We start from the raw sequence: 17,245 nt of genomic DNA, 5'->3' as shown, positions 1-17,245 counted from the left end.
ACTGACTACTGACTACTGACTACTTTTTCAAAGTTCTACCTGCAAACCGTCATAAGCCAGTTCGACGCCGTCAGGAAGGCGCTTGCACCAATCGGCGTATTTGATTTGGTGGCCGATGTGTGTAAGCAGGGCGCGGCGCGGTTTGACGTCGGCGATGTAAGCCAGCGTTTGTTCCAGATGCAGATGCGTGGGATGCGGTTTCAAGCCCAGCGCATCAATGATCAACAAATCGAGGCCGCGCAATTGGTCGAGCGCGGCGGCGGAAATCGCGTTGCAATCGGTGACAAAGGCGGCTGAAACGCGCCCGTCACCGAACCGGAACGCGGTGACTTCGCCGTGACCGTGAATGACGGGAATGGGCGTGACTGCCAAGCCGCAGGTTTCAAACGGCCCCTCGAATTCGTGTTGCGAAAGTTGCGGCAAGCCTCCTCCCGCGTAAGTGCGTTCAAAGATGTAGTAGAAAACGCGCCGCAAATCGCGCCAGGTGCGCGCGCTGGCATAGAGCGGCACGACGCCGTGTTTGAAATTGATGGGGCGGATGTCATCCAGGCCGAAGACGTGGTCGGCGTGACAATGCGTGATGAGCAGCGCATCCAGTTTCTCGATGTGATGCCGCAGCGCCTGTTGCCGGAAATCGGCGGAGATGTCCACCAGCACGCGCCGCCCGGCGTGTTCGACCAATAAGCCCGTGCGCAAGCGCCGATCACGCGGATCAGTGGACGTGCACGTTTCGCAGTGACACCCGATCATTGGGACACCGACCGAGGTTCCGGTTCCGAGTAAGGTGAGCTTCATTTATGTAGGCACTGGAAGCACAGAAAATGCCTCCTTGTAGTAGCGCATTTATGCGCTACTACAAGGAGGCTTGGTCTTTTTGCCAATTCAACGTCTAAACGACACGAACTGCATCTTCAGGTCCGCCAGCAGATCGTCGTAAAAGCGCGCTTCGTCAGGCGTCAGGTTGCCCTGCGTTTTGGTGCGCAGCATCAACAGCATGTCAATGGACTCTTTGGCCGCCTGCAAATCCACTTGCCGCCGGCCCGTCATGGGATGCTCGACGAGGCCCAGATAGATGAACGCTTCAGAAGCGATACGCATGAGGAATTCGGTGAATTCGGTTTGCTCTGGCATTTCGCCCATGCCCTCTGCTTCATCATAAACAGGCGCAGGCTCGAATTGCGCGGCAACCGGCGGCGGCGCAGCGCGAGGCGTCATGGGCGGCGGCGTGGGCGGAGGCGGCGGCGCAGACGAAAAGGCGCCTGTGATTTCAGCGGCGCTGAATGTTTTGGCCGCCGGTGCGGGCGCGGGCGCTGGGGTTGGCGCGGGAGCCGGTGTTGGGGCGGGCGCCGGGGTCTCTTCTTCGATGACCGCGTCCTCGCGCAGGGAACCGTCGGTGTTAAACAACCGACGGTCGGTGACTTTGAATCCGCTCTGATTCTCTTCAGCCATTGCGGCTTCGTACTCCTTCGTTGAAATTGGGATTGGGGAAGGGAAGCGGGATATTAGCACCGTGTTGAAGGCCGTCACAAGAAGCCTATTCAGGTAGTGGCTCAAGCAGGAGAGACAAAAGAGAGATTACGGAACAAACAGAAATAACGGAACACACAGAACTGGCTTGGCTATTACCGTTCCGTCTGTTCCGTTCATTCCGTCTGTTCCGTAATCTCTCTCCCCATTGATCCACTACCCTCTATTCAAACACGTTGACTGTATAGGGGGACCCGTCCGCCGTGCTGAGAATCATTTTGCCGTTGGGCGCGAAGGCCAGCCGCGTCACCGCCGAGGTATGCGATTGCCACGCGCGTATGCTCGCGCCTGTTTTCAAGTCCCACAGATTGAAGGTGCCGTTGTGATTGCCGGTGAGTATTTGTTGGCCGGCAGGCGCGAAGGCGACGGTATCGGTGATGCCCGCGCTGTCGCTCAAGGTTTGCAAAAGCTTCTTGGTCGCCAACTCCCAGATTTCGACTTTGCGCCCCAGAAAGGCAAAGGCCACGCGTTGGCCCTCCGGCGACAGAGCCAGCGCGCGGATGCGGTCGGTCGGCGGTTCGACCTGTTCGTGCCGCACGAAGCTTTGCGTAACCGCGCCGCTTTGCGCATCGAAGCCAATCACTGCGCCGTATTCATCGCCCGCCAGCACCTGCTTGCCGTCCGGCGTGAACATCACCGTGGACATCCAGCGCGAAGCCCAAGTGAGTTCGCGTATGGGCCGCCCCGTCCGCACATCCCATTGCACGATGAGTTGATCCCGTCCGCACGAAACCAGCGTCTGTCCATCCGGTGAAAAAACCAGCGCGGTCACGATGGTCTGATGACGATTCAGCGTGCGTTTCACCTGCCCGCTCTCAGTGCCCCACACATAAATCGCTGCATCACTCGTGCCACCCGCAATCAATTTGCCATCCGGTGAAAACGCCAGCGCCGCCAGATCATCGTGCGACCCGGTCAGCGTCTGTTTCAAGTCGCCGCTGGTTGCGTCCCACAATTTGACGGTGCGGTCGGCGCTGCCGGTGGCGATGACTTGATTGTCGGGCGCAACCGTCAGCGCATAGATGCGGTCGCTGTGCCCGCTCAACACTTTTTGCGGACGGATGAAGGGCACATGCGGCGGGGGTGGCGGCGCGCCGCGTTGCGCGACATAGCTCAACTCTTTCATGCCCGGCGCGCAAAAACTTTGCAGCATCAGCACCATCATAAAACCCGTCAGTACAAAGCGCGTCGTATCCCAAAGCTTGCTGAACAGTGTTGTCGCGGGCGTCGCGGGCGGCGGATTGAGCAGCCCCAACACGGGCGTATAAGCAGGCACGCTGGCCTGTTGCGATGCCCAATTCGCGCGTGTCGTCAGCGCGCGTTGCGTGGCAAAGGTCGGATGAATCACGCGCTTCGCCTTGCGCGGCAGCCGCTGCAAATGCTGCCCCTGTTTGATCGCCACCAATGAAGGGAAAGGATCGCGTCCGCCCAGTTGCCGCGTGCGTTTGCACCAAGGGCATTCAAGCAAATGCTGGCCGAAAAGATGCTGGCTGTTAGCCGCGCAAGGGCGCAACGCCGTTTCAGCCTCTTTCAACGCTTCCTGCCAAAGGTGCGCACTGGGCCGCGCCTTTGGATTGCGAAAGCCTTCGATAAAACAGCGGATGAACAACTGCCGCAGTTGCGGCGTCAACATCCCCAGCGGCGGCGCGGCGGGCATCGGACGATACGGCGCGCCCTTGCCCGCGCCGTAGGGGAAATGTCCGGCCAGGATGCGCGCTTCAATCGGCGGCGGTTCGCCCGCGCCCGTATAAACCCCGGCAAACGGATGTGTGCCTTCCATCAACAGTTGAAAGAGCAACACCGCCAGCCCGAAAAGATCGTGTTCAGGCTGGCGGTCAATCTCGGCGAAAACCTTGCCCTGCAATTCCGGCGGCGTAAATTCGGCCTTGCCGACGGGGCTGCGATAGGCGACGCCGGTCTGCGGATCGCGCACCTGAAACGAATCGGTATCCACCAGCGTTACCAGCGCCGTTTCTGACACCAGCACATTCGATTCGTTGACATCGCCGATGACATAACCGCCCGCGTGCAACGCGCCCACCGCCGCCGCCAGATTGCGTGCCGTGCGATGCAGGTATGAGTAATTGAACAACGGAGCCTGCCGCCGCCGCGTGCCCGGATGATAAACATCAATCACGCAGCGCATCCGATGCACGCGCTCCATCAGAAAGCCGCAGACTTGGTTTTTAGCATCCAGCGAGCGCAGCAACTCGGTCGGCCAGACGATAGAGGTATGTCCCTGAGCTTTGGCCGGGTCTTGCGGCGGATGGGCGAGCATCGCGGCCAGCTTGTGCACATAACGCTCGTCGGGTTGATGATAGATTTTGGCGACCAGGTCAGGCTCGTGCGGCACGCTGTAAATACGCGCCTCGCCGCCCGTGCCGAGCAGCGCGCCATCGGCCAGGTTGAGGATCGCTTGAGTGCTTTCGCGCCGCAGGAACATCGTACAATCTCGATCAGCCAATCCGCGCGTCAGCGCGAAAATACAGTACGGGGAGCGTGAGCGACCTGAGCCTCGGCAGGCAATACAATCAGGAAGCGCCAAGCCGTCTTAGCGCCGAGGCTCAGGTCGCTCACGCTCCCCGTACTGTACCGGAGGCGCTACGCGCCGCCAACACCAGTGTCAAATCGTCATCCGCCCGTTCGGCAATGCGCGGCGATTGCAAGAACGCGGCCAATTGCGCTTCGGCCTCTGCGCCCGCATTGGCCGCAAACTGAAACAGCGGCGCAAAGAACGGCGCGTGTGGGCGTTGCAGCGGCATTTGCAAGGCCAGTCGTTGCAAGCCGTCGGTGAACAGCGCCAATTGCTGCGCGCATCCGTGCCAGCAACTGAATTGCGCGGCCTGCAAATAATCGGCGGAAACCAGAAAGGTCGTCTCGTTGACGTATTCGCTCATCTGAGGCGCGGCCAGCAGCAACAACTCGTCCGCCGTATGCAACACCGCCGCGCCATCGCCGACGTGCGCGGCGGCGGCCAGTCCGGCGGTCGCCACGACGGCGATCAACGTCGTTGCCAAATCGCGCAAGGCACAACCGCGCGTTTGCGCTTCATCTTCCAATCGGTGCCGCGCGGCTTTCAAGGCTTCAAACAACAGCGTCTGCCAGGCTGCGTCGTCGCCAGGCAATTCGGTTTCGATGAGTTGCTGCCGCAGGAAATTCACCGTCGTTTGCGCCGCCAGTTGCGCGCCGACTTCGGCCAGCGCCGCCGAACCCGCACCATCCGCCACAGCAGCGATGAGCGTGCCATTCGGCAACACCGCCCAGGCGTGCGCATCCTGACAGGGTTGCCCGCTCTTGATGTGGCTGACGCCTTGCACCGAAGCGCCGATGACGCGCCAGTTTTCTTTCATACCGTCCCCCAGCCGGGTGGTGGCAGCGCGACCTGTTCATCCACGCGCGAATGCGAGACAGCCTGCGTGCTGCGCGAGAGCCAGACAAACATCTCTACGAAATTTAAGCCGATCAGCCGCACCGGCGTGCGCACGGTGAGTTGGCGCAGGCGCTCCAGATTGGCTTCTTCGATGCCGACGGCAAAGAAAGCCACGCGCTTGTTTTGTTCGTCATCGCGGATGCGTTGTGAGGCTTGCAAAATCACGTCTTCTGGTTCGCCCTGCGGTTCGCCATCGGTGATCAGAAAAACCCAGGGGCGGTAATAGGCCACGCCGCTCGCGCGGTATTGCGCCTTGCGCGCGGCCAGCAAATCGAGCGCCTGATGAATCGCGCTGCCCATCAGCGTCGCGCCTTCGGCGTGCAACGTCGGTGGTTCAAACTGATCGGCGGTGACGAAATCCTGCACGATCTGCACGTCGCTGCTGAAGGTGACGATGGCGACTTCGACGCGGCGCGAAGCCAGCGTGTCTTTCATCAAATCGTTTTTGAAGGCGCGCAGGCCATCGTTCAAAGCGGCGATGGCCGCGCCCTGCATTGAGCCGGAGGTATCCACCAGCAACACGCATGGACAGCGCGGTTCAGGGTTTTCGGCAAATTCGACGGCATCAGCGAGATTGGGGGCGAGTGCAGTTTGCTCGGACATTGGTGCTCCTCAATTCAAAAGGTACGCGGCGGCAGCGATTATCCTTGACCTGGTGTTTCGCCACAAATCGTTGGCGCAAAGAAAAAGGGATTGAGCAGACGCCCAATCCCTACGATTTGTTCCAACGTGAAATACGAGCAGGTGGGGTTATTGGTCAAGCGGCTCTGATGTGCGCCCCGTCTTTAGAATTTCAGCTTGTTCCAGTGGTTCAGCAACAGGCTGGTAAAACGCTTTCACCAACACCAGGCAGATATATTGCAGGCCAAGAAACAACAATGTACTTATTGCGTGCCCTTGCAACACGACGGCGCAAACAAAGTTGATATCTAATGTTGGATGAATTGCAGTCAAAAGCGGCGTAAGTGTTAGGCTCTGTGAGTTCACATAAGTTTCAACAGTCTTCAAAAAAACAAGCGCCCAACCATTCGCAGCAATCCAGGGCAGAAGCCAGCGCAATTTCCAACTTGCCTTCCACTTGATTCCACGCTTTGCCAAACTCAAAGCCAGCAGGGCTACACCCGCAGCAATGAGCGCTGCGGCTTGCCCGTCATCTCGCAATAACCGAGCTGCTAAGGAATCCTTTGCTTCATCTGGTAAAGCGTTGTAGGGCACGTATCGCGCTGCCAGATACGTCTGGATTAAAACTGTGAGACAGCCGAGCCAATATGCGGCTGTCAATTCTTTGATTTGGTTCCGAGGGTTCATTCAGTTTCCGGCTGGGCTGAAATACACGTCAATGAATGGTGGCAGTGTTATGGCACGCCTGCCAAGACACTCACCGCCATAGTCATACGCTTACTCCTTCGCGGCGGATGTTCAACAGCAACGGGCTGCGCTCGTGTTGAAAGCTTTGCTCGGTGGCGAAGGTGCGCGAAACCACGACATCGTTTGCCAGCGATAAATCCGCCACACACACACTGGTGCGTTCCAACTCTTCGCCCGCATCTACTGGCCCGCGCAATACCAGCAGCGTGTCAATATCCGATTCCGCCGTCGCATCACCGCGCGCCTGCGAACCGAATAACACCAATTTGACCAGCCGATCGCCATAAATGGCGGTCAGGCGCTGCTTCAATTCAGCCAGGATCATTTGTACTTTTGGAGTCATCGCGTTTTCCTCCGGCCAGACGCGGTCATCATACCCAATCGGCGTACAAGCAAAAAGGGGTTGAGCGCCACGCCCAACCCCTTCCACGCTGGTGATTGCAATGTCGCGCAACGATTATTTCAGCCGCACCTTCACCACATTCGCCTGCCGCCCATTCACCGTCAGCACCAAATCCACCAGGCCCGAAACGTCCTTGGGTAATTCGGTGTTGAGCTGATCCACGCCGACGAGGCCGCCCTGTGCGCCAGTATAAATCGCGGGTACTTTGCGCCCGCCGATGGTGATCTCGACAGTCTCGGTCGCCGCGCGTCGGAAGCCCGTGCCGAAGAGCACGAGGTATTCGCCGCCATTGAGCGCGATGGGTGAACCATCCGCATTGCTGATCGGATAAAAGTTGATGCCGTCCGGCGAGACGACGCCGACGGGGACGCCGGTGCCCGAAGCGTTGGCAGTGAACAGGCTCGGCGCGATGCCGTTGATCGCCAGCGTATTGCGCGAAAGCTGGCCGTCGCTGGTGACGATTTCGATGATGGCGTTGCCGGAACTCACGCCTGCCGGGAGCAGGAAGTTGAGTTGTTGGCGCGAGACAAAAAAGAGCGGCGCGAGGATGCCGTTGACACGCACCGAAGTGCCTGCGAGTTCGGTGGGCAGTGGCGTGCTGGTGGCCGCCGCCGTGTTGCTCGCAAGATATTCGCCAAAGGCCGCGACGATGCTTTCAGGAGCGACAGCGCCGGCGACGTAACTAGCTGCCGAGACTGCGGCCACTGTGCGCGCCGTCGCGTTGCGGGTGAAGCTGCGCGTGGCCGTGCGCACGCCGTCAGGATTGATGACGGTGACGTTGACGCTCTGGCCCGGCGCGGCGAAGACCTTCCATTGATTGCCGGAAAACACTTTGCCGCTCGCGTCGGCTTGGGTGTCCGACAGGCGCTGGCCGTTGACTTCGATGTCCGCGCCCGCCAGGAAACCCGCGCCGTTGACGACGAGATTGCCTTTGTCGTCAGCCGCCACATCGGTCAGTTGCGGCGACGACGATGGCAAGGTCAGCGCGTCCAGCGTGAAGGCGATAAAGGCCAGCGCCATTTCGTCGGTCGTCTCTTCGCCCCATTTGACGGCCTTGGGCGGGTTGTTGGGCTGGAACGGATTGTCGGTCGAATTGTCGAAGACGCAACTCAAATCCACACGTGTATTCGCCGCGAATGGAATCGCGTTCTGGTAAAGATATGAACCCTGCCAGTTGAAATTCCAGTTGGGAATGTTGACCAGACACTGCGTCGGCTGGCCGGGTTGCGTCATCTCGACTTTGATTTGCTTGCCCAGCAAATGCATGTGCGGCGTGATGCCCAGAATCTTGCCTGCGAAACCAGTCGCGGTGAAACGCGCGGTGACCTGCTGGGCTTTTGCGCCCGCCGGGATGACAAAGGTTTGATTGACCAGCGGCAACGGCAGCATCGCCTTGCTGACGGGCTTTTGCGCGAAGTAAAAACCCACCGAGGTGCGGTCGGTTTCGGGCTGGCCGGTTGGATGGTAGTGCACTTGCAGCACGACGCGCGCGTTGGGATTGCTGGGCAATTTGACGCCATTGCCTTCGGGCGCGAAATAGCCGCGCGAGCCGGGCGCCCAGCCGCCCAGCATCGGCGAATTGCCCGCCAGAATTTCATTGATGCCCAGCGAAATGTCGAAGCCCGGCCCGCCAAAACAGGTGTAGCCGGGGCCGGCTTCCTTCGCGTCCAACTCGATGGATTTGCCGAGCGGGTCGGCATAGGCGATCACGTGATGCACGATCTTGCTGTTGCCGGGCCGCACGTCCAGGCCCTGCAACCAGCGGTCGCCGCGCAATTGCGCGGTCGGCACGACGAAGCAGCGATAGGTGTCCTTGCCCTGCGGCGGCGTGAAGCTCTCGGCGGGTGTGGCGATGAAATCAGGCGCGCCCAGTGCCCAGCCGTCGGGGAATTCCTGCGCCTTCGGCAAGTCCGCCGCGTTGCCTTCGGGCGCGCCCGCGTCCACCCAGGCGGCGAGGGTGTTGATCTCGTCCGGCGTCAGCGCGCGCTGGTCTTTGAAATCGCCGCAACCAGGCTGCGGTTTCCACGGCGGCATGTTTTTCAGCACGACCTGTTCGCGGATCGAGACGGCCCAGGGGCGCGCCTCTTTGTAACTCATCAGCGAGAACGGCGCGATGTCGCCGGGGTGGTGGCAGCTTTGGCAGTTCTTTTGAAAGAGGCGCACGACCTCTTTGTTAAAGGTCGGCGCGCCTTGCAGACGTTTGCCGACGGCGGTTTTGGCTGAATTCGTTGAAGCCGCAGCGGCAGGGTGGCGTTGCCACGACAAGAGCGCGACGAAACTCAGCGTAAAGAGCGCGACAAAAAAACGTTTGGCGTTTGATTTCATAAAGGGTGACCCTGTTCAGCAAATCTTGGTAAAGGAAGTTGGAGTTGCGGGCGCATTGTAGTGACGCGGCGTGCAAGTCGCAACCTAGATCGTTTGAGGTCTTGGGACAGTACCGCGCGCGTCAGCAAGCGGCGCGTCAAGTCTGGCGGATTGGTACTGGCGTGCCGGCCCCGCTTGCTGACGCGCGCGGTACTGTCCCAGCGTGCAGTTCCCGTATACGCAGTTGCAAACCGATCTAAGAGGGCAAGGGCTGTAGCTTGGCCGAAAAATAAAGCCCGCCTGCTTGGCAAGCCACGCGCGATACAGTAAAAAGGCGTCACCGAAAGAGAGCTTCTCCCAAGTCACGAAACTAACCCCCACACAACCGGAGTCTATGCCGCAAGAAAACCGCGCGCCCGCCGCCATGCTGGCTGCCATAGCAAAGACTGCCGCGCTGGCCGATTTGTCGGGCCAGACGCCGGCGCACGGGCTGCCCGAGGCCGAATTGCAGGCGCTGTTGGAAGGTCACGCATACGCCGGGCACACGCTTGCGCCACATCTGCGCCTGCTGACCTATGAGCCGGGCGAAGAGATCGTGCGTGAGGGCGAATGGGGCGGCGACTGCTTTTATTTTGTGGTCGAAGGGGCGGCGGATGTGTTCGTCAAACGCGGCTATGCCAAGGTCGGCGAATTACAACCGGGTGCACTCTTTGGCGAAATGTCGGTGCTGGCCAATCTGCCGCGCTCTTCGACCGTGTGCGCGCCGCCGGAGGCGCCGGTCAGCGTGTTGGAAGTGCAGCGTCAGGCCCTGCCGCTCTTGCGCAAGCTGCCGCAGTTCGCGGCGGTGCTCGATAAAACCTATCGCCGCAACAGCCGCGCCCTGTTTTTGCAAGATCTGGGTGTGGCGACGCGGCTCGATGCCGAAGCCCTGAACAAGCTTTCCACCATTTCGCAGTATCGCGTGTATGAGCCGGGGCACGTGCTGTTTCAAGAAGGCGAATCAATCCGGCGGCTCTTTGTGCTGAAAACCGGCTGGCTGAAGTTGAGCAAGGCCAGCGAAGCGCAAAGGCACGAGGGCGACGCGACGGATTGGGCCGTGCTGGCGCACGAAGATTATCTGGGCGCGGGGCATTGCCTGGGTTTGGAGGGCGTAGCCAGCGAGTTGCCGTGGCCGCAAACCGCCACCTTATTGACGCGCGCCGAGGTGCTGGAAATTTCGGTGACCCTGCTGCGTGAAACCGAGGCGTTGAGCGAAGACCTCAACACCGCCCTGAAAAAACTGGCCCCCGACGCGGCGCAGGCCTATCAGCGCCAGCCGCTGCCGATTGCCGCCGCGCAAAACAGCTTGATCCGCAGCGGGGTCGCCGCGACCTCAAATTTGCTGGCGATTGATGCGCGCACCTGCATTCGCTGCGGCAATTGCGCGGCGGCCTGCCAGGATTTGCACGGGCAGTCGCGGCTGTCGTTAAAAGGCTTCAGTTTGACGCGCCCCTTAACGTTGACGCCGCCCGCCGCCTGGCCGCCGCCGTTACGGCCCCGGTTGCAACCGTTGCTGGTGCCGTCGGTTTGCCAGCATTGCCGCCAGCCGGATTGTTTGACCGGTTGCCCCGTCAACGCGATCCAAGTCCTGCCCGATGGCCGCGTGGACATCAATGCGCAAACCTGTATCGGTTGCGGCGATTGCGCGGCCTTATGCCCGTTTGACGCCATCACACTGGTGGCGCGCGCCGGGCCGGACGCCGCGACCACGAACGGGGAAGCCGCAGCGCTGCCGGTCGCGCAGGTGGCCGTGAAATGCGATTTATGCGTGGGCGCGGCCTGCAACGCTGACGTCAGCAAACCGCACGTGCACGGGTGCGAAGAGAATTGTCCCACGGGCGCCTTGCGGCGCGTCGTGCCGGATGAGGAATTTGCCGAGCTACACCACATCAAAGGCGCGCGGCTGGCGCGGTTGTATCGCAAGCGCGAGGGCAAGACGCTGCAACTGCTTGAACGCTGGCACGCGCAGCCCGTGGTCAATGCAATTCATCTGGCGGGCAGCGCCGGCATTCTGTTCCTGTTCCTGCTGGCCTTTGCGCCGCCGCTGTTGGGTTGGGAGTATGGCGGCACGCGCGCGTGGGCCTGGTTCAGCGCCTTGCCGGGAACGCTGGGGCTGTGTGCCACGGGCTTGTACGCCGCCCGCAAACGCGCGCGGACGGCTCGTTGGGGGCCGTTGCGGTATTGGCTGCTGGCGCATAGTTACGTTGGCTTAGGCACGCTGCTGTTGTTTGTCTGGCATGGCGCGCTGGCTGGACAGACGGCCCAGCCGACGCCCTTGACCAAAGGGCTGGCGCTGGCTTTGAGCCTGACTTGCTTGACCGGCGTGCTGGGGCAATTGCTGAATGTGCTGGTGCCGCGCTGGCTGACCAAACACGAAGCGCAGCCCTGGCTGCTGGCAGATTTGCTGGCGCGCCGCACGGCCTTGTTGGCCGCCGCCGACGCCGACGCCGGGCAGTTGCGGCAACTCAACCGGTTGATCGCCGGACAACGCTTGTTGCGCGCTTGGGTTTGGCCGCACGTGTTGAGCGCCGTGTTGCTGCTGGCGCTCTTGCTCTTGCATCTTTGGCAAGTCGTCTATTTCAGTTGGCGTTGAGTTGTTATGCAGACGTTTCGCCTCATTCGTACCGATCAAAATGCCGACGCCAGTGCGCTGGTGAGCGAGAGCCTGTTGCTGGGCCGCGCCCACGCCAGCGAAGTGCAGTTGCCGCATCCGCGCGTGGCGGCGGCGCACGCGGGCATCAAGTGGCACGACGGCGCGTTCTGGCTCACCGCCCTCGTCGAAGCGCCGAACGGCGTCGTGCTGTTGAACAATGCCGCCGTGCAACAAGCGCCCTTGAGCACTGGCGACATCCTGCGGATCGGGCCTTACCGGCTGCGTCTGGCCGTGCAGGAGGCAACGCTGCAAATCACGGTGGAATTTGCACTGGACTTGGCTGAGCCGGAAGCGCCCGAGCCGCCGCTTTTCGCGGGCACCCCAGCGGATGAACGTGTCTTGGAAAGATATTGGGAACGACGGCTGCAAAGCGCGGAGGCAGGCGGGATGCCGCGTCAACCATTGCAGGCTGTTCAGGCGCGGCCTGCGGTCGAACAGGACGGCAGCGAATTACGGCGCAGGCGCGCGCAGGCGCTGGCGGGCGGGGCCTTGTTGCTGATGTTGTTTGTGGTGGCGGCGGCGTGGGCCTTCCCGCAGGTCTCTTCGCCGGGGCTGTTGTCGGCGGCACATCAGGCCAAGACGCTGCCCGCGGCCAGCACCATTGCCAACCAGACCAGCGGTGCGTGCAGCGCTTGTCACACCCTGACCGGCACGTCGGCGCAACAGTGCGCGGCTTGTCACACGACCCCGACCTTTCAGACGGCGTTGGGGCAAACGCATCTGAACCTGGGGCTGACCTGCCGCGCTTGCCACGCCGAACATCGCGGGACGAATTTCAAACCAGCCTTGGTCTCCAACACGGTTTGCACCAACTGCCACCAAACGGAGCCGTTCGCGCAGACTCAAAACGGCCAGCACACATTGCACGGGCCCGCCGTTGCTTATCCGGTTAAGAATGGGTTGTGGTTGTGGGATGGCGTGTCGCAAACGGCCTGGCAACAGCATGGCTTGCCGGGCCGCACCGTCGAGTACAACTTGCGCGCGCAATTCCACCTGCTGCACGGCCAAGGCCGGGCACAGGGCCGCACGCAATGTGCGGATTGTCATTTGGGCGGCGCCGCAGACGCGGCCTTGAAACAGCACGTGCGCGAAGCTTGCGCGCAGTGCCACAGCCTGCAACCGGCGTTTGCCACGGCGCTGGCGCGGCTGGCCGAGACGCAGCCGTTGCTGGCGGGCAAGGCGCGTTGCGTCAGTTGCCATGCGCAACACGGCGCGGAAAAGGATTTGCGCGCCAGCGTGCGAAAGTAGATGATATGCCACCCTTAAACATCCGACACCCGACTTCAGACATCAGACTTCAGACCTTTTCGGCGCCAGGTTATGGGCAAGCCGTTAGATACTAAGTCCACAGTCTGAGTCCTAAGTTCCAAGCTCTGAGTTCCAAACTCTGAGGTCTGAAGTCTGAAGTCTAGGAGGTAGCTGTGAACTTTCCCTTCGATGACGATGATTTTTTGGAACCGGAGCGCGCGCCGTCGCGGCAGGAGCGCGACGGGTTGCGCGAGTTTGTGCGAGCCTTGCCGCTGATTCCGCCACCCGACATTTTTGCGCGGCTGGAGCAGTTGGGCTACAAAGGGCAGGATGAACCACGCCGCGCGCTTTCGTTGCTGGCCTATCGCCATGTGCGCCGTTTGAAACGCTTGCATGTGGACGGCGAAACGCGCCGCCTGTTGCCGCCCAAGCAAAACACCTTGCTGGTCGGGCCGACCGGCAGCGGCAAGACCTTTTTGATCGAATCGCTCTTTCAACAACTCTTCCATCTGCCCACGCTGATCGTGGACGTGACCAGTTTCACCGAGAGCGGTTATGTCGGCGATGACGTGCATACGATTCTGACGCGGCTGGTTTATGCCGCCGAAGGCGATTTGCTGCTGGCCCAGTGCGGCGTGATTTGCCTGGACGAATTCGACAAGCTGGCCTCGTCCACCAGCAATGCGCGCTTCGCCGGCGAAGGCACGACCAAAGATGTCTCGGGTTATGGCGTGCAACGCGAATTGCTGAAAATGCTGGAAGGCAAAGACGTCATGGTGCCGATGGATTTCGGCGCTTCGGCTTATGGGCAACGCGCGCCGCTCTCGACACTGGATATTCCGTTTATCGCCTGCGGGACGTTTTCCGGGATGGATGATGTGCTCAAGGCGACCAGCAAATCCATTGGCTTTAAGGACAAGGCTAACAATGCCGAGGCCGGGTCGCCGGTCTTGGAAGAGATTGAAGGTTTTCAACGCTATGGGTTTTTGCCCGAACTGATGGGCCGCTTTGCGCGCATCGTGCGGTTCCAGTCCTTGTCGGCGGCGACGCTCAAGCAGATTTTGCACGACAACGTGCTGCCGCAATTCGTGCGCGAATTCCAACTCGAAGGATTGCACTTGAATGTGACGGACGGCGCGCTGGATTTCATCATCGAACGCAGCCTCAAACGCGGCACCGGCGCGCGCGGGTTGCACGCCAATCTGGTGGCGGCGGTCGAACAAGCGGCCTTTGATAATTTTCAACGCGTGACCAATGCCGAAATCGTGATTGAGGTCGCGCGCGGCAATTTGCGGAGCGAATTGCGCAAGCGGGCATAACGCTTCGTTGCTTGGAGTTCGGACGTTCCGTCTTCATAGTGAATGGAAGCCACGCAGCTTCCATACTTCTGTGTCGGTTGATTGTCCAAGCTCGAATAAAGAAGCTACGCGTTTCAACAGAATGCGGGCGAGACGTCCGCGCTCCTGGCGCATCTTTTTACCCAAAATAATAACTCCTGAACGCAAGCGAGAGTTGGCCTCACCCGCCCGCACTCCCTCACGGTCGGGACCTAAGATCGCTGCACTCCTATGAACCATCGCACTTACCTCGCTGATTTCAAGGTTATCCTGCCCCGTTACCAACGCGCACAGGATTACGCGTTTGGCTGGCTGGCAGCAGCCCACGCGCGGGCCGAGGCTACCGCCAATGGCGCCAATGGACATTCCCCGATGGAACAGGAATGGCTCACACGCATGGAGCGGCTGGTCAGACGTTATGGCTGTTCGCCCACGAGCATTGGCAAGCGCTATTCGGAACTCGAAGATTTTTTGCATCAGGACTGGTCGCGCATGCAGATTTTCAACCTGCACGAGAGCGCCGAAGGCCGCGGCCTGGATGCGCGCAATCAGTATTTCGCTGAGATGGCCAACCGCGCGCTCGGTGATTTCTTTGCTGATGAAACCGACGCGCCTGCCGATCTGTTGCACGTCACCTGTACTGGCTACGCCTCGCCGAGCGCCATCCAACGCTTGCTCGACGCCAAGGAATGGCACACGCAAACGCGTGCGACTCAGGTCTATCACATGGGTTGTTATGCCGCCGTGCCCGCTTTGCGGGTGGCGCGCGGGCTGCTGCTCAATCCGCAAAGCGACAACGGGCATCTGCCGCAAACCGGGCGCGCCGAGATTGTGCACACCGAATTGTGCACGCTGCATTTCAATCCGCGCGATCACCGGCCCGAACAATTGGTCGTGCAAAGCCTGTTTGCCGACGGCCACATCCGTTACGCGCTGACTTTGCAGGAAGCGCCGCCGCCCGCCGGGTTTGAAGTCCTGGCCGTGCGCGAAGAAGTCGTGCCGAACACGCTGGCCGATATGACCTGGGTGCCGTCGGAATGGGGCTTTCGCATGACGCTGGCGCGCGAAGTGCCCGAAAAAATCGCCGCCGCCTTGCCCGGCTACTTGCAACGGCTTTTTGTCCAGGCGGGCGAATGTTACGAAACCGCGCGTGACCGCGCCTGTTTTGCCGTGCATCCGGGTGGGCCGCGCATTATTGATTCCGTGCAAACGCTGCTGGGCTTGCGCGAAGATCAAGTCGCCATCAGCCGGGCCTTGCTGTTTGAGCACGGCAATATGTCATCGGCCACACTGCCGCACGTCTGGGGGCGGATGTTGCAAACGCCGGAAATCAAACCCGGCACGCTGGTCGGGAGCCTGGCGTTTGGGCCGGGATTGACGATTGCCGGGGCGTTGTTCAGGAAGCTTTAGCCTGGGTACGCACGCAAGGATGCGTGCGTACCCAGGCTTTCAGGTTTGCTGTTGATTTACATGCCAATTACGATTTCTGCGCGCTGGCTGTTCCTCCCCTTTCTTTTGCAGTCGCTTTGCATGGCGGTGGATGAGCTTTATTTTCACCGCCAGCGTTCGCTGCCGCGCTGGGAGCGCATCGGGCATCCGTTGGATACGCTGACGGTGTTGTTTTGTTTTGGCTGGGTATTTTTGGTCGTGCCGACCACGGTAACCGTTTGCGCTTATACGGGTCTGAGCCTTTTTTCCTGCCTGTTCGTCACCAAAGATGAAGCCATCCATTGTCAGGTTTGCAAGGCGTCGGAGCAGTGGGTGCACGCGTTGATGTTTATGTTGCACCCGCTGATTTTGCTCAGTGCCGGGTTGCTTTGGCCGGTTTGGCATGGGCAAGCGCTTTCCTTTTTTACCTACACAGGATTTGAACGTTCATTTCTGTTGGGGAATACATTGCTTACCTTTGGCTTCGGCCTCTTTCAATTGCTGTACTGGAATTTATTATGGCCCTCACGCCCGGCCCAGCAGGCCAAGTCAACAACGACCTCTATCACGCCTTAGGCGAGCGCTGGTATAGCGCGCAAGACGATCCCGTCGCGTTGCTGCGCGCGGAATCGCGTATGCGCAATCCGTGGATTGCCGCTGAGTTGGGCCGCGCTTTTCCAATGGACAGGGTGAAGGTGTTGGACGTCGGTTGCGGGGCGGGCTTTTTGGCGAATTACCTGGCCCAACGCGGCGTTGCTGTGACGGGCCTGGATGCTTCCGCCGAGAGCCTGATGGTTGCGCGGGCGCACGATGTCACGGGCCGCGTGCATTATGAAACGGGCGATGCTTATGCTTTGCCGTATGCCGCCGCTTCTTTCCAAGCCGTCTGTGCGATGGATTTCCTCGAGCACGTAGATGATCCGCGCCGTGTGATTGCCGAATGCGCGCGCGTGTTGCAACCGGGCGGATTGTTTTTCTTCGCCACCTTCAATCGCAACCCGATTGCCTGGCTCGTCGCCATCAAAGGCGTCGAATGGTTCGTCAAAAATACGCCGCCGCGTTTGCATCAATTGCGCTGCTTCATCAAACCGGCGGAGTTGCGCGGCATGTGCGCTGATAACGGTTTGCGCGTTGCGGAGTTGCGCGGCTCGGTACCCAAACTGACGCGGGCGTTTTGGCGTATGTTGCTGACCGGTGAGGTTAGTGATGAGTTCGCATTTCAATTCAGCCGCAGCACGTTGACGGGGTATCTCGGGATGGCCGTTAAAGGAATTGATGGCTTGCAAAGACAAGGACTGAGCTTTCAGTGAAAGCTTTTTTGAGATTACGAAACAGACGGAATGTTTATGCTGTTGGCCGTTTCTGTTTGATGTCATAAAGACGGTTTCTCCCGCGTCGAACTACAATGAGTTTGACCAGTCAGAGTCGTTCTTTGAAGGAGAAACCGTGAGTGAATATTACCTCGGAGTTGATTTTCATCCACACCCACAAACCGTCGCGTGGGTTGA

14 protein-coding genes are annotated in these 17,245 nt (G+C 60.2%); 6 read left to right on the top strand and 8 right to left on the bottom strand.

The features are described from left to right. Positions 1–27 precede the first annotated feature (27 nt). The 8 genes from HY011_05915 to HY011_05880 all read right to left on the bottom strand — a co-directional run bounded on the left by HY011_05915 (position 28) and on the right by HY011_05880 (position 9,053). The gene (locus HY011_05915) at positions 28–795 is read right to left on the bottom strand and encodes an MBL fold metallo-hydrolase (GenBank protein ID MBI3422456.1); all 768 of its coding nucleotides are present in this window, start codon (positions 793–795) and stop codon (positions 28–30) included. 87 nt (positions 796–882) lie between these two features. Continuing rightward, complete coding sequence (locus HY011_05910; protein ID MBI3422455.1) at positions 883–1,449, bottom strand: DUF1844 domain-containing protein; 567 nt, start codon at positions 1,447–1,449, stop codon at positions 883–885. A 241-nt stretch (positions 1,450–1,690) separates the two neighbouring features. Further along, positions 1,691–3,991 carry a hypothetical protein gene (locus HY011_05905; protein MBI3422454.1) on the bottom strand — a complete coding sequence of 767 codons (2,301 nt, stop codon included), beginning with the start codon at positions 3,989–3,991 and terminating at the stop codon, positions 1,691–1,693. A 109-nt stretch (positions 3,992–4,100) separates the two neighbouring features. After that, positions 4,101–4,877 (bottom strand): protein phosphatase 2C domain-containing protein, encoded by a 777-nt coding sequence (locus HY011_05900; protein MBI3422453.1) that lies wholly within the window; start codon positions 4,875–4,877, stop codon positions 4,101–4,103. Next, positions 4,874–5,560: a VWA domain-containing protein gene (locus HY011_05895; GenBank protein ID MBI3422452.1), complete on the bottom strand. Its 687-nt coding sequence runs from the start codon at positions 5,558–5,560 to the stop codon at positions 4,874–4,876. Before HY011_05895 ends, HY011_05900 begins: the two co-directional genes overlap by 4 nt. A 147-nt stretch (positions 5,561–5,707) precedes the next feature. After that, positions 5,708–6,265 (bottom strand): hypothetical protein, encoded by a 558-nt coding sequence (locus HY011_05890; GenBank protein ID MBI3422451.1) that lies wholly within the window; start codon positions 6,263–6,265, stop codon positions 5,708–5,710. Between the two features lie 82 nt (positions 6,266–6,347). Beyond that, entirely contained in the window at positions 6,348–6,668 is a 321-nt protein-coding gene (locus HY011_05885; protein MBI3422450.1) for a nucleotidyltransferase domain-containing protein, read from the bottom strand. Between the two features lie 114 nt (positions 6,669–6,782). Continuing rightward, a complete protein-coding gene (locus tag HY011_05880; GenBank protein MBI3422449.1) occupies positions 6,783–9,053 on the bottom strand; it encodes an IPT/TIG domain-containing protein in 2,271 nt (756 codons plus the stop codon). Positions 9,054–9,426: 373 nt separating this feature from the next. On the opposite strand from HY011_05880, the gene HY011_05875 reads away from it, so the two are divergent. The 6 genes from HY011_05875 to ubiG all read left to right on the top strand — a co-directional run bounded on the left by HY011_05875 (position 9,427) and on the right by ubiG (position 17,047). Continuing rightward, positions 9,427–11,664, top strand: a complete 2,238-nt coding sequence (locus tag HY011_05875; GenBank protein MBI3422448.1) for a cyclic nucleotide-binding domain-containing protein — start codon at positions 9,427–9,429, stop codon at positions 11,662–11,664. A 6-nt stretch (positions 11,665–11,670) separates the two neighbouring features. Further along, positions 11,671–12,972 carry a cytochrome c3 family protein gene (locus HY011_05870; GenBank protein MBI3422447.1) on the top strand — a complete coding sequence of 434 codons (1,302 nt, stop codon included), beginning with the start codon at positions 11,671–11,673 and terminating at the stop codon, positions 12,970–12,972. A 173-nt stretch (positions 12,973–13,145) separates the two neighbouring features. After that, positions 13,146–14,291, top strand: coding sequence for an AAA family ATPase (locus HY011_05865; protein ID MBI3422446.1), 1,146 nt, complete (start codon positions 13,146–13,148; stop codon positions 14,289–14,291). Positions 14,292–14,540: 249 nt separating this feature from the next. Beyond that, positions 14,541–15,719, top strand: a complete 1,179-nt coding sequence (locus HY011_05860) for a naringenin-chalcone synthase (protein MBI3422445.1) — start codon at positions 14,541–14,543, stop codon at positions 15,717–15,719. A 45-nt stretch (positions 15,720–15,764) separates the two neighbouring features. Further along, complete coding sequence (locus HY011_05855; protein MBI3422444.1) at positions 15,765–16,313, top strand: hypothetical protein; 549 nt, start codon at positions 15,765–15,767, stop codon at positions 16,311–16,313. After that, complete coding sequence (ubiG, locus tag HY011_05850) at positions 16,256–17,047, top strand: 3-demethylubiquinone-9 3-O-methyltransferase (GenBank protein MBI3422443.1); 792 nt, start codon at positions 16,256–16,258, stop codon at positions 17,045–17,047. The genes HY011_05855 and ubiG overlap by 58 nt, the downstream gene beginning before the upstream one ends. The last annotated feature ends 198 nt before the right edge of the window (positions 17,048–17,245 follow it).

Source organism: Acidobacteriota bacterium (assembly GCA_016196035.1).
Taxonomy (GTDB): domain Bacteria; phylum Acidobacteriota; class Blastocatellia; order RBC074; family RBC074; genus JACPYM01.
This window is presented reverse-complemented; position numbering and strand designations above follow the sequence as displayed.

Coding starts and splice junctions, on each gene's coding strand:
- HY011_05895 (MBI3422452.1), bottom strand. CDS start 5,560: ATGTCCGAGCAAACTGCACTCGCCCCCAATCTCGCTGATGCCGTCGAA.
- HY011_05910 (MBI3422455.1), bottom strand. CDS start 1,449: ATGGCTGAAGAGAATCAGAGCGGATTCAAAGTCACCGACCGTCGGTTG.
- HY011_05875 (MBI3422448.1), top strand. CDS start 9,427: ATGCCGCAAGAAAACCGCGCGCCCGCCGCCATGCTGGCTGCCATAGCA.
- HY011_05900 (MBI3422453.1), bottom strand. CDS start 4,877: ATGAAAGAAAACTGGCGCGTCATCGGCGCTTCGGTGCAAGGCGTCAGC.
- HY011_05860 (MBI3422445.1), top strand. CDS start 14,541: ATGAACCATCGCACTTACCTCGCTGATTTCAAGGTTATCCTGCCCCGT.
- HY011_05890 (MBI3422451.1), bottom strand. CDS start 6,265: ATGAACCCTCGGAACCAAATCAAAGAATTGACAGCCGCATATTGGCTC.
- HY011_05870 (MBI3422447.1), top strand. CDS start 11,671: ATGCAGACGTTTCGCCTCATTCGTACCGATCAAAATGCCGACGCCAGT.
- HY011_05880 (MBI3422449.1), bottom strand. CDS start 9,053: ATGAAATCAAACGCCAAACGTTTTTTTGTCGCGCTCTTTACGCTGAGT.
- HY011_05915 (MBI3422456.1), bottom strand. CDS start 795: ATGAAGCTCACCTTACTCGGAACCGGAACCTCGGTCGGTGTCCCAATG.
- HY011_05885 (MBI3422450.1), bottom strand. CDS start 6,668: ATGACTCCAAAAGTACAAATGATCCTGGCTGAATTGAAGCAGCGCCTG.
- ubiG (MBI3422443.1), top strand. CDS start 16,256: ATGGCCCTCACGCCCGGCCCAGCAGGCCAAGTCAACAACGACCTCTAT.